The following is a 16,353-nucleotide window of genomic DNA, read 5'->3' as shown; positions in this document are numbered from 1 at the left end:
GGGGCCGTCAGAAGCCGCGCATGTCGTCGCGCCGGGTGACGCACAGGGCCCAGATCACGAATCCGGAGATCGCGATGGTCACCACGGACCACACCGGGTAGTACGGCAGCGACAGGAAGTTGGCGATGATGATCAGCGAGGCGATGGCCACGCCGCCGATCCGCGCCCACATCGGCGCCTGGAACAGACCGATGCCGATGATCACGGCGACCGCACCGAGGATGAGGTGGACCCAGCCCCAGCCGGTGAGGTCGAACTCGAACACGTAGTTGCGGGTGGCGAGGAAGACGTCGTCCTCGGCGATCCCCATGATGCCGCGGAAGATCGCGATGAGACCGGCGATCGTGAGCATCACCGCGGCGAAGGCCGTCAGGCCGGCGGCCCACGCGTACTTGGTCGTCTGGTCCTGACGCGAGTGTGAGGTGGCCATCGTGTGCCTCGATTCCTTGTTCCCCGGGGCCCTTCGGCGGTCCCCGTGGTGATCGTCCCGGGCGGTCAGACCCGGGGGCCCGAGGAGGGCGGGGTGGAGGTGCCGGCCGACGGGCCGGCGCCGCTGAGGACGAGTTCCTTGGCCCGGCGGAACTCGTCGTCGTCGATGTCACCGCGGTTGCGCATGTCGGAGAGCTTCGCCAGCTCGTCCGCCTTGCTGCGGCCGCCGGACTCGCCGGCCCGCTCGCGCACGTAGTCGTCGAACGCCCGCTGCTGCGCCTGCGCGTGGGCGATCTCGCGGCTCCCCATCTGCCTGCCGCGGGCGATGAGGTAGACGAAGACACCGAGGAACGGCAGCACGATCACGAAGATCAGCCAGCCGGTCTTGCCCCAGCCGCTCAGCGAGTCGTCCCGGAAGATGTCGCCGATGATCCGGAACAGCAGGACGAACCACATGATCCACAGGAAGAACCACAGGAGCGTCCAGAACATGCTGAGCAGGGGGAAGTCGTAGGCAAGGTAGGTGGAACCGGTCATCGCTCTCCTCCGTCGCGGAGTGCGGGCCCGTCCAGCGGTCCCGCTGCCCTCAGCGTGCGCATGTTCACGTCGAACGGCCTCACCCTGGGCGGGTGAAGTCCCCCGCGGCCGGTCGGTCCCCCGGGCCGTCCGCCGGGCCGTCCGCCGCCCGCGGGGCCGCCGTCGCCGCCACCACGGCCACCAGCGCGAGGACGACCACCACCAGGCCGACGACCAGGGCGACCACCCCGACCGTGGGCCGGTTCCACAGCAGCAGGGTGAGCGCCCCGGCGCCGATGACGATGCCGGTGGCCCAGGACCGGTGGGTGTCCAGCAGGCGCCCGGCCGCGCCGGTGCGCATCCCCGCGTCGCGCAGGGCGTGCCCGGCGGCGCCGGTGCCGCGCGCCGACCAGCCGCGCACCCAGCGGGCGACCCGGCTCGGGCCGAACAGATAGGCGGCGAGGGCCGTGATCACGGCCACGACCAGCAGGGTGCGGGTGCTGTCGCGCAGGAAGCGCAGGAAGGTGTCGTAGATGGCGGCGGCCGCGTCGGTGGGCAGGACCGAGGTGGGCACGGAGTCCAGGTAGATCCGACGGGCCACGGCCAGTCCGACGAGGAGCACGATCATCATGACGGCGACGCCGGACGCCGTGATCAGCAGCATCATGCGGTGGGCCGGCGCGGTCCACACGGTGAGCGCGGCCAGCACGATCGTGATCACCGGCAGCCAGACGCCCATGACGTCGAGCAGCCGCAGCGCGTCCTGCGCCTCGCTCAGCTTGTCGGTCTGGAAGAGGGTGATCTGCGCGTCCGGCGCGGGGATCGCGGACGCCTTGTCGAAGCCCTGGTCGACCAGGCGCTGCTTGACGTCGTCGATCAGGGGGGCGACGTCCAGCTTGATGCTGTCGCCCTCGGCGCGCACCGCCCCGCTGTCGTCCCCGGTGAGCACGGCGACGACCGCCGAGTGCGCGCGCCGGTTGGCGTCCACCCACACCTGCTCGAAGGCGCCGCTGGTGACGACCCGGTCGATGATGCCGTGCACGACGTTCGACACGGCGGCCTTCAGCGGCCCGGACAGCGCCTGCGTCCGGTCGACGACGGCGGGCGGGGCGCCGGCGTCGGCGAGCGCCTTGCCCAGTTCCTTCGTCACCGCGTCGACGTCGACGTTGGCGACGACCCGGGCCGTCAGCCGGTCGGTGACGACGTCCTGCACGGCCGGGTCCGAGGCGAGCGGCGCGACGGTGTCGACGTACCGGTCGGTGTCGGAGACCGTGTCGGCCGTCCAGGCGGCGACGACGGCCGGGATCGCGAGCAGCAGCGTGATCAGGAGCAGCACCGACGACCCGGCGTAGCGCGCCTTCCGATGCCGCTGCGCGGACGCCCGCCGCAACCGGTCGTAGGCGACGGCCTCCTCCGGGGAGAGCGTACGGGGGGCGGGGGTGCGGGGGCCGGAGGCGCTGTGGCCGGAGTCGCCGGGGCCGGGTGTGCGGTGGCCGGGCGTACGGGCACCGGAGTGGCTGTCGCCGGACGGGCGGCGACCGGGGTCGGTATCGCCACCGGGGTCGGTATCGCCGGGCGGGCGGGCGCCGGAGTCGCCGTGCCCGGTGTCGCCGTGACCGGGGGCGCCGGGCGTACGGGCACCGGAGTCGCCGTCGCCCCGCGCGCGGCGGCCGGAGCCGCTGTCGCCAGGCGCACGGCGGCTGGCGTCGCTGTCGCCAGGTGTGTGGTCGCCAGGCGCCGGGGGTTCGGGGTTGGGGTCCGGGGGCATGGGCGCCTCCTCGGTCGCTCAGGCGGTCGCCGGTGGGCCGGGGGGCAGCGTCTGGCGCAGGGCGGCGCGCCAGGCGAAGGCGACGCCCAGTTCGGCCAGGCCGAGCAGGACGAGCCACAGGCCGAGGAGCCGGGTCAGCACGACGGCCGACTCGCCGGGCAGCGCCAGGACGACGATGCCGGCGACGACGCCGAGCGCCGCGGCGCCGAGGACGACCCCGCGGTGCGGCATCCCCTTAAGCGCGAGGGCGGTCCAGGCGGTCAGCATGCCGGTGACGACCCAGACGGCGCCGACGATCAGGGAGAGCGCGGCGATGGTCTGCAGCGGGTGGCGCAGGCACAGCACCCCGGCCAGGACGAAGAGAACGGCCGACAGCAGCTCCAGATGCCGGTCGCCGTGGGCCCGCGCGAACGAGGCGACGAACCGGAAGGCGCCGGTCACCAGCAGGTACAGCCCGATGATCACCGCGAGGACGTGCAGGGTGGCGTCCGGCCAGGCCAGCGCCACGACGCCGGGCACCAGGGTGGCGACGGCCGAGGCCAGCAGCCACTTCCAGGAACCGCCGAGCGCCGCCAGCAGACGTTCGGTCTGCTGGTCGGGGGTGGGGACCGTCCCGCCGGCCAGAGGATCGGATCCGGTGTGCGGCGCCGGGCCACGCGACATGGTCATGGCTCCTCCTCGCGTGGTACGGCCGTCGTCACCGGGTCCGCCGACGGGACGGTGTGTGGCACCCCTCACCGCATCAGCGTGCCCCGCCCCGCCGCTCACCGGGTCACCCCTGACGGGTGATCCGCGCGGGGCGCCGCCGGTATGGGGTGGACGGTGGAAGGGTCTGCCGGTGCGCCCGGGCGAGGAGCCGCGCACCGCGACCGCCGACTCCGGCCGCACGGACGTGGAAGGGCGAGCCATGACGATCCCGAGCGCGTTCACATCCTCCCTGTCACCGGCCGAGCGGGCCGCCTACGGCAGGAGCGCCCGCAAGCGCGCCCCACGCTCGGGCCAGGCCCGCTACGACGCCGGCGGCCGCACCGACCCGATCGACGTGATCGAGGATCAGTCGGCCACCCGGGTGAGGGAGTTGGTGCCGATCCGCTACGCCCGGATGCTGGAGTCGCCGTTCCGGTTCTACCGGGGCGCGGCGGCCATCATGGCGATGGACCTCGGACGGCACCCGCACAGCGGTCTGACCGTGCAGCTGTGCGGGGACGCCCATCTGCTGAACTTCCGGCTGCTGGCCTCGCCCGAGCGCCATCTGGTCTTCGACATCAACGACTTCGACGAGACCCTGGCCGGCCCCTTCGAGTGGGACGTCAAGCGGCTCGCGGCCAGCTTCGTGATCGCCGCCCGCGCGAACGGGTTCGGCGAGCGGGAGCAGGCCGAGGCGGTCCGCGCCTGCGTGGCCGGGTACCGGACGCGGATGCGCGAGTTCGCCGGGATGCGGACCCTGGACATCTGGTACGCGCAGGACGACGTCGACCGGATGCGCGCGCTGCTGGCGTCCGCGATGAGCAAGCAGGCCCGGCGCCGCACCGCCGAGGCGACCGCGAAGGCCCGGACCCGCACCCATATGCAGGCGTACGCGAAGCTGACCCGGCGCACCGCCGTGGGCCGGCTGCTCGCGCCGGACCCGCCGCTGATCACTCCGCTGCGGGACCTGCCGAGCGAGGCGTCCACGGACCAGCAGGAGAAGGAGCTCCAGTCGGTGGTGGAGGGCTACACGAAGTCGCTGTCGTCGGAGCGCCGGCATCTGCTGCGGCACTACCGGATGGTGGACATCGCCCGCAAGGTGGTCGGGGTCGGCAGCGTCGGCACCCGCTGCTGGATCGTCCTGATGCTCGGCCGCGACGACGACGATCCGCTGCTGCTCCAGGCCAAGGAGGCGCAGGAGTCCGTGCTGGCCGCGCACACCGGCGGGGAGCGCTTCGACAACCAGGGCCGCCGGGTGGTGACGGGCCAGCGGCTGATCCAGACGACCAGCGACATCTTCCTGGGCTGGACGCACGTGGTCAGCGGGATCGACGGGCGCGGCCGGGACTTCTACGTACGCCAGCTGCGGGACTGGAAGGGCATCGCCCGGCCGGAGCTCTGGGACCCGGCGACGCTGTGCCTGTTCGGGCAGGTGTGCGGAGGCAGTCTGGCCCGGGCGCACGCCCGCTCCGGCGACCCGGTGGCCATCGCGGCCTATCTGGGGGGCGGCGACCGCTTCGACCGCGCGCTGACGGAGTTCGCGCGGGCCTACGCCGAGCAGAACGAGCGGGACTTCGAGGCGCTGGGCACGGCGGTGGCGACGGGCCGCGTCGAGGCGAGGGACGTCTGAGAGAGCCGTACGGAACACGTCCAGGGGCGGCGGGGCGCGGCCCTCACTCGGGCAGTTGCCGCATCTCCACCACGCGCAGGCCCAGCGACTGGCAGCGGGCCAGGAGGCCGTACAGGTGCGCGTCGTCGACGATCGGCCCGAACAGCACGGTCTGGCCGGACATCACCACGTGGTCCAGTTCCGGGAAGAGTCCGGCCAGCGTCTCCGACATGTGCCCCTCGACGCGGATCTCGTAGCGCATGTGCTGCTCTCCCGCCGACAGCCGATGGCAGTCCTGCCATCGTCGCGCCCGGCCGCCTCCCTCACCTCACCCGGCACAGGTGAGCCGGGGGCCGCGCGGGCGGCTCAGTGGGACACCACGATCTTGAACACGACGATCACGAGACCGAACAGCAGGTTGACGGCGGCGCTGAGGGCGATCAGCCGCCGGGTCGCGCCGGCCCGCGCCGCCGCCGCCACCGACCAGCCCACCTGCCCCGCGACGGCGACCGCGAGGGCCAGCCAGGCGGTGCCGGAGAGGTCCAGGCCGAACAGGGGGCTGACCGCCACGGCCACGGCCGGAGGGATGGCCGCCTTGACGATCGGCCACTCCTCGCGGCACACCTGCCGGAAGGTCTCCCGGCTCCACGGGCGGTCGGCGAGCCGCGCGCCGAACAGCTGGGCGTGCACGTGCGCGGCCCAGAAGACCAGACCGGTCAGGAGCAGCAGCACGACGAGCTCGGTGCGGTGGTAGGTGCCGAGGGCGCCGGCGCCGATCACCACGGACGCGGCCAGCATGGAGCCGTACACGCCGCCGGTGTAGTCGGCGTGCGCCCGCAGTCGCGCCCGGCGCTCCCGCGCGGCCGCCGGCTGTCCGGTGGCCCGCCGGACCGTCACAGCAGGTCCAGTTCACGGGCGCGCCGCACGGCGTCGTTGCGGCGGTTGACGGCGAGCTTGCGGTAGACGCTCTTCAGATGCGTCTTGACCGTGTTCACGGACACGTACAGATCGGCGGCGATGTCCTCGGTGGACATCATCTGGGCGAGCCGCAGCAGCACGTCCCGTTCCCGTCCGCTCAGCGGCTCCACCGGGAACGGCAGCGCTCCCCGGTCGGGCCCGGCCGCACGCGCGTCGGCCAGGTAGGGCTCGATCCAGGGGCCGGCCTCCCGGAAGGGCCGCCGCAGCCGTTCGTGCCGGGCCTCCGCGACGGCCTGCGCGACCAGGCGGCGGGCGGTCGCGGTGTCCCCGGCGGTGTGCGCGGCCTGCGCCCGCAGCAGCGTGGCGCGCACGAGCACGGCGGGGCCCGCGCCCCCCACGGTCCCGGCCGGGTCCAGCAGCCCGAGCGCCGTGTCCGGGTCGCCCGCCGCGAGCCGGGCCCGGGCGGTGGCGACGGCGAGGACCGGGTGTTCGCCGCCGAGCTGCTCCAGCACCTTCGTCGCCAGGTCGGGCCGCCCTTCGGCGAGGTGGGCGGAGGAGGCGACCAGCGCGGTGTGCAGCCGCTGCCAGGGGGAGCGGACGGCGGCCGGCACGACGGGGTCGGCGGCCTCCAGCGCGGCGCGCGCCCGGCCGCGGGCCAGCAGCAGCCGGGCCGTCGCGAGCGAGCGGCCCGCCGCCGTGACCGGGTCGTGCACCGCGGGTCCGGGCGTCCGGTCGAGCAGGTCCCGCGCCTCGGTGAGGTCGTCGCGTTCGACGGCCACGGCGGCCAGGACGACGTTCCCGAGCCCGGTGCCGGCGCCTTCGGCCAGGCCGTACCGGTCGGTCTCGGCGAGGGCGGCGGACGCCTTGCGCTCCGCCGTGGCCGGCCGGCCGTCGAGGTGGTCGATGAGCGCCAGCAGTTCCAGGGCGTCCGCGCGGGGCAGGGCCGTGGCCGCCCCGGTCGTGGTGCCGGCGACGGTGGTGAGCGCGGCCCGCGCCGCGTCGAGGTCGCCCGCCCACAGCCGGGTGGAGCCGAGGTGGGTGAGGAGCAGCGCGGACAGTTCCGGGTGCTTGTCCAGCAGGTCGGCGGGGAGCTCGTGCTGGAGTTCGCGGGCCGCGCGCACCGCGTCCTCGGCGCGCTGCGGGGAGCCCGTGACCCGGGCGGCCAGCGCCTCCAGCAGGGCGCAGCCGAGGCGGCCGGCGGCGGTGCCGGGCCCGGCGGCGGCCAGCCGTTCACGGACGGGCCCGAGGCGGGCCAGGGCGTGGTCGAGGTCGCCGCGGGAGAGGTCCCGTGCGACCCGGACCAGTTCGGCGGCGGGGCTGGCCGCGGCCGGGTCCATGCCGGAGAACAGGTCGACGAGATGGCCGGTGCGCAGCCCGGTGAAGAGCTGTCCGAGGGCCAGGTCGTCGACGAGGGCCCCGGCGGTGAAGTCCCACTCCCCGGCGGCGGCGCCGTGCGTCAGCATCTCCGGCACGTACCCGGAGCGGCCCAGCCACCGCGCGGCCCGCAGATGCAGCCGGGGTTCCAGCTCGGCGGAGCGTTCGCGCAGGTGGGCCCTGAGGATCTCCCGGAACAGCGGGTGCAGGCGGTACCAGCCGTGCCCGAGGTCCTCGACGAAGGCGTTCTCCCGGTGCAGGCCGGCCAGGATCGCCTCGGCGTCGCCGCGCCCGGTCAGCTCGCCGGCGAGGTCGGCGCAGAAGCGGTCCAGGACGCTGACGCGCAGCAGGAGGTCCTGGGTGGGGGGCGGCTGCCGTTTGAGGACCTCGGCGAGCAGGAAGTCGGCGACCGTGCTGTGCCCGGCCTCGAACTCCTTGAGATACGCCTCCGGGTCGGGGTGCTGCTGGGCGGCCAGGGCGCACAGCCGCAGGCCGGCGGCCCAGCCCCCGGTGCGTTCGACGAGGGCGGCGGCGGCCTGCACGGACAGGCGCAGTCCGTGCCGCCGCAGCAGCGCGACGGTCTCCTCGGGGGTGAAGGCCAGCTCGGCGTTGCGGATCTCGGTGAGGGCGCCGGCCGCGCGGTAGCGGTGCAGCGGCAGCAGCGGCTCGGTGCGGGTGACGACGACCAGGTGCAGGCCGGGCCCGGCGTGGTGCAGGACGAACTCCAGCTGCTCGGCGACCTCGGGGGTGCCGATCCGGTCGTACTCGTCGAGCACCACGGTGAGCTCGTCGCCGTCGGTGCCGAGCTGGGCGGCGAGCCGGGTGAGCAGCGTGTGGTGCACGCTTCCGGCGTCGGCGGGTGTGCCGACCCCGTCGGCGACCGGCACCCCGTGGGTGCGCAGCGCCTGCAGCAGGTGGGCCCAGAACATCCCGGGGCCGCGCAGCGACGGGTCGAGGCTCAGCCAGGCCACCGGGTGCTCCAGGCCGGCCGCCCAGTCGGCGACCAGCAGGGTCTTCCCGGCTCCTGCGGCGCCGTTGACCATGGTCAGCGGGGTGCCGAGGGCCTGGTCGAGGTGGTGGGCCAGACGGGCGCGGCGCAGGAACGTGGCCGGCCGGGCGGGCAGCGCGAAGCGGGTCCGCAGGAAGGGGTCGCCGAGGGGGTCCGCGTGGGGGGAGCCCGGTCCGGGGGGGATGTCGTCGCTCTCTGCCACCTCGTTCACCGCCTTGCAGCGCGAGACCGGCCTGTCGTCCCCTCCCCCACCACCATCACAGCTTTCGGGGGTTCACGCGCGCCAGGGGCACTCGCCGTCGCGGACGGTGACCGCGTCGTCCGGCACCGGTCCCTCCCCTCGTGGGGACCGGTGCCGGACGGCGGCGCGGGGTCCGGTCCACGACCTGTCTCAGGACTCACGGGACCGGCGCGGTTCCGGGTGGGGCGGGCGGGACGACGGCGGCGCGGCGCGCTCGTGACTCCCGCGGACGGCGAGGTGGGAAAGCTGTCCGAGAACGTGCGGCGCCGGGTGAGGCGGCTTCGGGCTCTGCGGCTGGTGAGCCCGCCTCGGCGGCGCGCGGCGGCTCCCGCACTTGCGTCGTGATCCTGCCAGTCGGAGGGTCCCCGCGAGGAGGTTCCGGTCTCCGGAGCGGGGCTTCCTCGCAGGTCAGCCGTATAAGGTGAGTTTTCCGGTCCGGAAGAGCCGGTGGCGCGCGAGTGAGGGAGTGACGGTCTTGAGTTCCGAGTCGGCGGCGCGCGCGGCCTTCGCGGAACGGCTCGCGCTGCTCTACAAGGAGGCCGGGAACCCACCCCTGAAGAGCGTGGCCGAGGCGGTCGTCCGGTTGCAGCGGGTGGACGAGCGGGGGCGCCCCGTGCGGGTGTCCGCCCAGCGGATCAGCGACTGGCGGCGCGCCAGGAACGTACCGGCGCAGTTCGCCGCGCTCTCCGCCGTCCTGCACGTCCTGATCCCCCAGGCCCGGCGGCTGCGGCCGTCGCCCGTGTCGCCCGGCCTGTACGACCTGGTGCAGTGGCAGCACCTGTGGGAGCGGGCCACCTCCGGCCAGGGGCCGGAGCCGGAGCAGCCGGCCCCGGCGGCGGTGTCGGGCGGGGTGTGCCCGTACCGGGGGCTGGCCTCGTACCGGCAGGAGGACGCCCGCTGGTTCTTCGGCCGGGAGCGCAGCACGGACACCCTGGTCGCCCGGCTCCGCGCGGCGGAGCGCACCGGGGGCCTGGTGATGCTGGTCGGCGCCTCGGGGGCCGGGAAGTCCTCGCTGCTCAACGCCGGTCTGGTGCCGGCCGTGCGGGAGGGAGCGCTGCGTGCCGCCGAGGCGCCCCGGGCGAGTGTCGTGCTCCAGCTGGTGCCGGGCGCCGATCCGCTGGGCGAGCTGGTCGGCCGGGTGCCGGAGCTGACGGACGTGATCTCCACCGCCCGCGCGCCGGACGGGCCGGACGACGGCGACGCGGGCCTCGTCCGGGACGTGCACACGGCCGTCCTCGCCTGGGCCCGGCGCGACACCTCCGCCACCGGCCCGCCCGGGTCGCCGCCGGACGGTCTCCCCGCACCGCCCGTACTGATCGTCGATCAGTTCGAAGAAACCTTCACTCTCTGTGCCGACGAGGCCGACCGCCGCGCCTTCGTCCGCGTCCTGCACGCGGCCTGCGCCCCGCCCGCGCCCGGTGCTCCCGCCCCCGCCCTGGTCGTCCTCGGCATCCGCGCCGACTTCTACGAACAGTGCCTGGTCCACCCCGAGCTGGCCGACGCCCTCCAGCACCGGCACATGGTCCTCGGCCCGCTCACCACCGCCGAGCTGCGGGACGCCGTCACCGGCCCCGCCAAGGCGGTCGGCCTCGAACTGGAACCGGGACTCGCCGAGCTGATCGCCCGCGAGGTGGGCGTGGACGGCCCGCGCGGCGCCCATGACGCGGGCGTGCTGCCCCTGCTGTCGCACGCGATGCTCTCCACGTGGCAGCGGCGCAAGGCCGGCCGGCTCACGCTCGCCGGGTACCGCGCCGCCGGCGGCATCCAGGGAGCGGTCGCCGCGACCGCCGAGCGCGCCTGGGCCCAGCTGGACCCGGCGGCCCGCACCGCCGCCCGGCTGCTGCTGCTGCGCCTGGTCCGGATCGGCGAGGACACCCAGGCGACCCGGCGCCGCGGCACCCGCCGCCAGCTCGCGGCCGAGGCGGCGGACCCGGCGAAGACGGAGGAGTCGCTGGAGGCGCTGGTCAGAGCCCGGCTCGTGACCCTGGACGCGGACACGGTCGAGATCACGCACGAGGCCCTGCTGCACGCCTGGCCCCGGCTGCGGGACTGGATCGAGGAGGACCGCCAGGGCCATCTGCTGCGCCAGCGCCTGGAGGAGGACGGCCGGGCCTGGGAGGAGTCCGAGCGGGACTCCGCCCTGCTGTACCGGGGCTCGCGGCTGGAGCGGGCGCACGAGTGGGCGCGCTCCGCCGGGGACCCCTTCCTCACCCGGGGTGCCGTGGAGTTCCTCGCCGCCTCCGTCCGGCTGCGCCGGCGCACGGTGTGGATCCTGCGCGGCGGGGTCGCGGCACTCGTCGCGCTGGCGCTGGTGGCCGTCGGCGCGGCGGCGGTGGCGTGGAAGCAGCGCGACGACGCCCTGTTCGCGCAGGTCCTCGCCGAGGCCGACCGCTTCCAGTACACCGACCCCTCGCTCTCCGCCCAGCTCGACCTGGTGGCCCACCGGCTGCGCCCGGACGACGAGGAGACCGGCAGCCGGCTCGTCTCCATCGTGAACGCGCCGCTGGCCACCCCGCTGAGCGGCCACTCCGGCGCGGTCTACCTCACCTCGTTCCGCCCCGACGGCAAGGTCCTGGCCACCGCCGGCTCCGACCGGACCGTCCGCCTGTGGGACGTGTCGGACGGGCGGCGCCCCCGCCCGCTGGGCGAGCCGCTGACAGGGCACCGCAGCTGGGTGAGCAGCGCGGTGTTCAGCCCCGACGGCCACACCCTCGCCAGCGCCGCCGACGACGGCACCGTCCGGCTGTGGGACGTACGGCACCCGGAGCGGCCGAAGGCGCTCGGCGCGCCCCTGACCGGGCACGAGGGCACCGTCTACCTGGTCGCGTTCAGCCCGGACGGGCGCACCCTGGCCTCCGTGAGCGAGGACCGCACGGTCCGCCTGTGGGACGTGGCCGACCCCGGGCACCCGACCCCGCTGGCCACGCTCACCGGCGCGGAGGCCGCCGTGCGCTCGGTGGCGTTCAGCCCGGACGGCGGGACGCTGGCGGCAGGCGGCGACGACGACACCGTACGGCTGTGGGACGTGACCGACCGGCGGCGGCCCGAGCCGGTGGCCCGGCTGACCGGGCACACCGGTCTGGTGCACTCGGTGGCGTTCAGCCCCGACGGGCGCACCCTGGCCAGCGGCAGCGCCGACGACACCGTCCGGCTGTGGGACGTCTCCGACGGGGCCCGCGCCCACCAGATCGGCACCCCGCTGACCGGGCATCTGGGGCCCGTGTGGTCGGTGGCGTTCAACCCGGCCGGCACCATGCTCGCCGTCGCCAGCGCGGACAGCACCGCGAGCCTGTGGAACGTCAGCGACCCGGCGGACGCCTCGCAGGTCGGCGAGCCGCTGGCGGGCGGCAGCGGGGAGATGTACGCGCTGGGCTTCAGCCCGGACGGCCGCACCCTGGCCACCGGCAGCGGCGACGGCAAGGTCCGGCTGTGGTCCGTCCCCACGTCCGACATGACGGGCCGCACCGGCGCGTTCCGGCCGGACGGCAAGGTGCTGGCGACGGCCGCGCGGGACGGCAGCGTGCGCCTGTGGGACGTCTCCCGTCCCGACCGGCCCGCGCTGCTGAACAAGCCCTTCCTGCCCGGCGACGGCGGACAGCGCTCGCTGGTGTTCTCCCCGGACGGGCACACCCTCGCGGTGCTGACCGGCAGCAGCGCGGTCCATCTGTTCGACGTCCGCGACCCCGCACACCCGTCCCCGCTGGGCTCGCCGCTGCCGCTGCGCACCCGGTTCATGGGCCCGGACGCGCTCGCGTACAGCCCGGACGGGCACACGCTCGCCACGGCGTACGACGACCGCACGATCCGGCTGTGGGACGTCCGCGACCCCGCGCACGCGGTCCCGCTGGGCGAGCCGCTGACCGGGCACGGCGGCTACATCAACTCGCTCGTCTTCAGCCCGGACGGGCGCACCCTGGCCAGCGGCAGCGCGGACGCCACGGTCCGGCTGTGGGACGTGGCCCGGCCCGGCCGGGCGCCGGCGCTCGGCGGCCCGCTGACCGGGCACGGCGGGCCGGTCAACTCCCTCGCCTACGCCCCGGACGGCCGCACCCTGGCCAGCGCCGGCGACGACGACACGGTCCGCCTGTGGGACGTCGCCGACCCGGCCCGGGCGCGGGCGCAGGGCCGTCCGCTCACCGGCCACACCGAGGCGGTCGTCTCCCTGACGTTCGGCCCGGACGGGCACACCCTCGCCAGCGGCGGCAACGACAACACCGTGCGGATGTGGGACGTCGGGGACCCGGGGCACGCCTCGGCCGTCGGGCAGGCGATGAGCCCCAACGCGCGGACCGGCAACTTCCTGGCGTTCCGCCCCGCGAGCCGCATGCTCGGCGTCTCCAGCGGCACCGACACGGTCCGGCTGTGGAACCTGGACGTCGCCCAGGCGATCCGCCGGGTCTGCTCGACGACCCAGGGCGTGCTGACCCGGGAGCGCTGGCGGGAGTATCTGCCCCGGCTGTCGTACGAGCCGCCGTGCTCCGACTGAACCGATGCGACCGGTGTGACCAGTGCGCAGCGTGAGGGAGTGGAGACGCAAGTGGTATGCCGGAGCCCTTCGGGACAGCGGTTTCCGTGATCCCGATCACAACGCCTCACCGCAGCCGATCCGTCGGCTCCCACGAGGCTCGCGGCCTTGTTACTGTTGGCCACAGCCCGATCGCTGGTGCATCCCCCGTCGCCAGCGGTCGGGCCTTCGCATGTCCTCGGAAGGGTGGTGAGGGGCGCCGTGCTCCGGCGGGTCGTCGTCGTGACCGCGGTCCACGGGCCCTCGGCGGCGTTCCTCCCGCAGGCCCACGCGTCGCTGTGCGCCCAGGAGTTGCCGCCCGGCTGGGAGTGGCACTGGGTCGTACAGGAGGACGGCCGCGGCGACACCGTCCGCCCGTACGTCCCCGACGACCCCAGGGTGACGTTCCGTCAGGGGCGGCCCGGCGGGCCGGGGGTGGCCCGCACGCTCGCCCTCGCGCACACCGAGGGCGCCTACGCGAAGATCCTCGACGCCGACGACCAGCTCACCCCGGGCGCCCTCGCCCGTGACCTCGCCGTCCTCGAGGGGCATCCGTCCGTCGGCTGGACGACGTCCCGGGTGCTCGACCTGCTGCCGGACGGCTCGACGGCCGGCTTCCCCGGTGACCCGGACGACGGCCCGATAGAGCCGGGCGCCCTCGTCGGCCCCTGGCGGGCGAACGGCTGGCTCGCCCCCGTGCATCCGGCGACCCTGTGCGTCCGCCGGGACCTGCTGCTCGCGCTCGGCGGCTGGATGGCGCTGCCCGCGTCGGAGGACACCGGCCTGCTGCTCGCGCTCAGCGCGGTCAGCCGGGGCTGGTTCTCGGCCCGGGTGGGGCTGCTCTACCGCAAGTGGGACGGCCAGGCGACGGGGCAGGCCGCCCACGTCGACCCCGCCGAACGGGCCGCGCGGATGGCGGTGGTGGAGGCCAGGGCCCGCGCGCTCGGCTCGTTCGGCTGGACGTACCCGCCCGTCACGACGCCTCGCTGAGCGCCCGGTCCTCGCGGTCGGAGGGCAGGTCGAGCGTCCGGATCGCGTTCGCGCGCAGCAGCGTGTACGCCACCTCCTCGGACAGCCCGCCGACATGCTCCTCGGCGACCCGTCGCGTCTCCGGCCAGGTGGAGTCGGCGCGGGAGCGTCGGAGGCACCTTCTGACGGACTGTCAGACAGGGGTCAGGGCAGTGGCCGCCCCGGGTCCCGCCAAGGGCCCACCACGCGGGCGGCGCGCGGGAGTTCACCGGCTGTGGAACAACCGATCACGATGAGGCAGGCTTCTCCCTCGTGGCCTTTCCGCAGCAGACCTCGATCAGTGACAGCACCACGCACCTGGTGGTGTGCGGCGACGACGGGCTCGCGCACCGGCTGGCCGCCGAACTGCGCGGCGTGTACCGGGAACAGGTCACGCTCGTCGTACCGCCGTCCGAGCGGGCCGTACGGCCGCCGGCCGTCGGGCGGGCCCGGGCCGCGTCGGCGGCGCTGCTGGGCGCGGTGACCGCGGCGGTCAACCGCGCGGGCACGGCACCGGTCCCCGGCGAACCGGGCGGCACCCGCGTCCTGGAGGCGGCCGAGCCGACCGAGGCGACCCTCGCCGAGGCCGGGGTGGAGCGGGCCGCCGCCCTCGCCCTCGTCTACGACGACGACGAGACCAACATCCGCGCCGCCCTCACCGCCCGCCGGCTCAACCCGCGTCTGCGGCTCGTCCTGCGCCTCTACAACCGCCGCCTCGGCCAGCACATCGAGGAACTCCTCGACCAGGCCGCCTCGTTGGCGGCGGACTCCGGGGAGGGCGGCTTCGACGCCTCCACCACGGTGCTGTCCGACGCCGACACGGCCGCGCCCGCGCTCACCGCCACCGCCGTCGCCGGCACCAGCAAGGTCGTGCAGACCGACGGCCTGTTACTGCGTGCGGTGGAACGGCCGCCCGGCGAGACCCGCCCCACCGACCTGGCCACCCTGGCGCTGCTGTCCACGACCCGCAGCGACCCGGCCGGTGCGGACGGCTCGGAGGACAGCGGCGAGCAGGGCCCGCTGATGCTGCCGGACGCCGCCCAGGTCGCGGCGGCCGAGGGACGCGGCACGGTCGTCCTGGAGCAGGTGTCCTACGCCGGCCCGCCGATGCCCGCGGGGCGCGGCGGACGGAGCCTGATGCCGTCGTTCGGGTCCCTGTTCTCACGGCGGCTGCGGTGGTCCCTGGCCGGGCTGGTGACCTGTGTGGCGGGACTCGCGGTGGCGCTGACCGTGGTGAGCGGCGACCACCCGCTGCACGCGACCTATGTGACCCTGCTCGACCTCTTCGCCATCAACGAGCCCGCGCTCCACCAGCCGCTGGCCCACCAGATCCTCCAGCTGCTGTCCGGGCTGACCGGACTGCTGCTGCTCCCGGTGCTGCTGGCCGCGGTGCTGGAGGCCCTCGGCACGTTCCGCTCGGCGTCCGCGCTCCGCAAGCCGCCGCGCGGCCTGGGCGGACATGTGGTGCTGCTGGGGCTGGGCAAGATCGGCACCCGGGTGCTGACCCGGCTGCGCGAGCTGCACATCCCGGTGGTGTGCGTGGAGTCCGACCCCGAGGCGCGCGGCATGCCCACGGCACGGCGGCTGCGGGTGCCGGTGGTGCTCGGCGACGTCACCCAGGAGGGCGTGCTGGAGGCCGCGAAGATCCACCGCGCGCACGCCTTCCTCGCGGTGACCAGCGAGGACACCACGAACCTGGAGGCGGCCCTGTACGCCCGCTCGGTCCGCCCGGACCTGCGGGTCGTCCTGCGGCTGTACGACGACGACTTCGCGAAGGCCGTGTACCGCACCCTGCGCGCCGCGCACCCGCGCGGCTTCACCCGCAGCCGCAGCGTGACGCACCTGGCCGCGCCCGCGTTCGCCGGGGCGATGGCGGGGCGGCAGATCCTGGGCGCCATCCCGGTGGAACGGCGGGTGCTGCTGTTCGCCACGCTGGAGGTGGGCGGGCACCCCCAGCTGGAGGACCGGACCGTCGGCGAGGCGTTCCGGCCCGGCGCGTGGCGGGTGCTGGCCCTGGACCGGACCCCGCCCGGCGAACGCCGGGACGACCCGGCAGCCGAGCGCCCCCACGACGATCGGACCGTCACCGGGTCCGGCTGGGTGTGGGACCTGCCCGACACCTACGTCCTGCAACGCGAGGACCGCGTCGTCCTGGCAGCCACCCGCCAGGGAATGGCCGAACTCCTCGGCCGCCGGGGCCGCGAGCGCGCGGGGACGTGACCGGGCCGGGGTGGCCGGGTCCCGGGCGGGGTCCGGGCGGGGCCGGGCAGACGGGGCCTGGCTGACGGCC

The 16,353-nt window shown here is 75.4% G+C and carries 11 protein-coding genes; 4 read left to right on the top strand and 7 right to left on the bottom strand.

The genetic code is table 11. The features are described 5' to 3' along the window. Positions 1 to 7: 7 nt before the first annotated feature. From F8R89_RS19310 to F8R89_RS19295, 4 genes are all read right to left on the bottom strand, one after another. Positions 8 to 430 carry a hypothetical protein gene (locus F8R89_RS19310; RefSeq protein ID WP_151785140.1) on the bottom strand — a complete coding sequence of 141 codons (423 nt, stop codon included), beginning with the start codon at positions 428 to 430 and terminating at the stop codon, positions 8 to 10. Positions 431 to 495: 65 nt separating this feature from the next. Next, on the bottom strand, positions 496 to 966 hold the full coding sequence (locus F8R89_RS19305) for an SHOCT domain-containing protein (RefSeq protein ID WP_151785139.1): 471 nt from the start codon (positions 964 to 966) through the stop codon (positions 496 to 498). Positions 967 to 1,045: 79 nt separating this feature from the next. Continuing rightward, the gene (locus tag F8R89_RS19300; RefSeq protein WP_192806171.1) at positions 1,046 to 2,713 is read right to left on the bottom strand and encodes a hypothetical protein; all 1,668 of its coding nucleotides are present in this window, start codon (positions 2,711 to 2,713) and stop codon (positions 1,046 to 1,048) included. Positions 2,714 to 2,731: 18 nt separating this feature from the next. Further along, positions 2,732 to 3,382: an HdeD family acid-resistance protein gene (locus F8R89_RS19295; RefSeq protein ID WP_151785138.1), complete on the bottom strand. Its 651-nt coding sequence runs from the start codon at positions 3,380 to 3,382 to the stop codon at positions 2,732 to 2,734. A 238-nt stretch (positions 3,383 to 3,620) separates the two neighbouring features. On the opposite strand from F8R89_RS19295, the gene F8R89_RS19290 reads away from it, so the two are divergent. Continuing rightward, on the top strand, positions 3,621 to 5,030 hold the full coding sequence (locus F8R89_RS19290; RefSeq protein WP_151785137.1) for a DUF2252 domain-containing protein: 1,410 nt from the start codon (positions 3,621 to 3,623) through the stop codon (positions 5,028 to 5,030). A 43-nt stretch (positions 5,031 to 5,073) separates the two neighbouring features. Here F8R89_RS19290 and F8R89_RS19285 read toward each other — a convergent pair whose 3' ends face one another. From F8R89_RS19285 to F8R89_RS19275, 3 genes are all read right to left on the bottom strand, one after another. Further along, complete coding sequence (locus tag F8R89_RS19285) at positions 5,074 to 5,271, bottom strand: hypothetical protein (protein ID WP_151785136.1); 198 nt, start codon at positions 5,269 to 5,271, stop codon at positions 5,074 to 5,076. A gap of 104 nt (positions 5,272 to 5,375) precedes the next feature. After that, a complete protein-coding gene (locus tag F8R89_RS19280; RefSeq protein ID WP_151785135.1) occupies positions 5,376 to 5,906 on the bottom strand; it encodes a hypothetical protein in 531 nt (176 codons plus the stop codon). Beyond that, on the bottom strand, positions 5,903 to 8,512 hold the full coding sequence (locus F8R89_RS19275) for a LuxR C-terminal-related transcriptional regulator (protein ID WP_151785134.1): 2,610 nt from the start codon (positions 8,510 to 8,512) through the stop codon (positions 5,903 to 5,905). Before F8R89_RS19275 ends, F8R89_RS19280 begins: the two co-directional genes overlap by 4 nt. Positions 8,513 to 9,017: 505 nt before the next feature. On the opposite strand from F8R89_RS19275, the gene F8R89_RS19270 reads away from it, so the two are divergent. From F8R89_RS19270 to F8R89_RS19255, 3 genes are all read left to right on the top strand, one after another. Continuing rightward, positions 9,018 to 13,037: an AAA family ATPase gene (locus F8R89_RS19270; protein ID WP_151785133.1), complete on the top strand. Its 4,020-nt coding sequence runs from the start codon at positions 9,018 to 9,020 to the stop codon at positions 13,035 to 13,037. A gap of 240 nt (positions 13,038 to 13,277) precedes the next feature. Further along, a complete protein-coding gene (locus tag F8R89_RS19265; protein ID WP_151788202.1) occupies positions 13,278 to 14,045 on the top strand; it encodes a glycosyltransferase family 2 protein in 768 nt (255 codons plus the stop codon). 336 nt (positions 14,046 to 14,381) lie between these two features. Beyond that, entirely contained in the window at positions 14,382 to 16,283 is a 1,902-nt protein-coding gene (locus F8R89_RS19255; RefSeq protein ID WP_151788201.1) for an NAD-binding protein, read from the top strand. Positions 16,284 to 16,353 lie beyond the last annotated feature (70 nt).

This window comes from Streptomyces sp. SS1-1, assembly GCF_008973465.1.
Classification (GTDB): Bacteria; Actinomycetota; Actinomycetes; order Streptomycetales; family Streptomycetaceae; genus Streptomyces.
The sequence above is the reverse complement of the archived record's forward strand: the minus strand, read 5'-3'. Positions and strand labels throughout refer to the sequence as shown.

What these genes read in the sequence shown, in the direction of transcription:
- F8R89_RS19310 (WP_151785140.1), bottom strand. Translation starts at nt 430, where the DNA reads ATGGCCACCTCACACTCGCGTCAGGACCAGACGACCAAGTACGCGTGG.
- F8R89_RS19305 (WP_151785139.1), bottom strand. Translation starts at nt 966, where the DNA reads ATGACCGGTTCCACCTACCTTGCCTACGACTTCCCCCTGCTCAGCATG.
- F8R89_RS19300 (WP_192806171.1), bottom strand. Translation starts at nt 2,713, where the DNA reads ATGCCCCCGGACCCCAACCCCGAACCCCCGGCGCCTGGCGACCACACA.
- F8R89_RS19295 (WP_151785138.1), bottom strand. Translation starts at nt 3,382, where the DNA reads ATGACCATGTCGCGTGGCCCGGCGCCGCACACCGGATCCGATCCTCTG.
- F8R89_RS19290 (WP_151785137.1), top strand. Translation starts at nt 3,621, where the DNA reads ATGACGATCCCGAGCGCGTTCACATCCTCCCTGTCACCGGCCGAGCGG.
- F8R89_RS19285 (WP_151785136.1), bottom strand. Translation starts at nt 5,271, where the DNA reads ATGCGCTACGAGATCCGCGTCGAGGGGCACATGTCGGAGACGCTGGCC.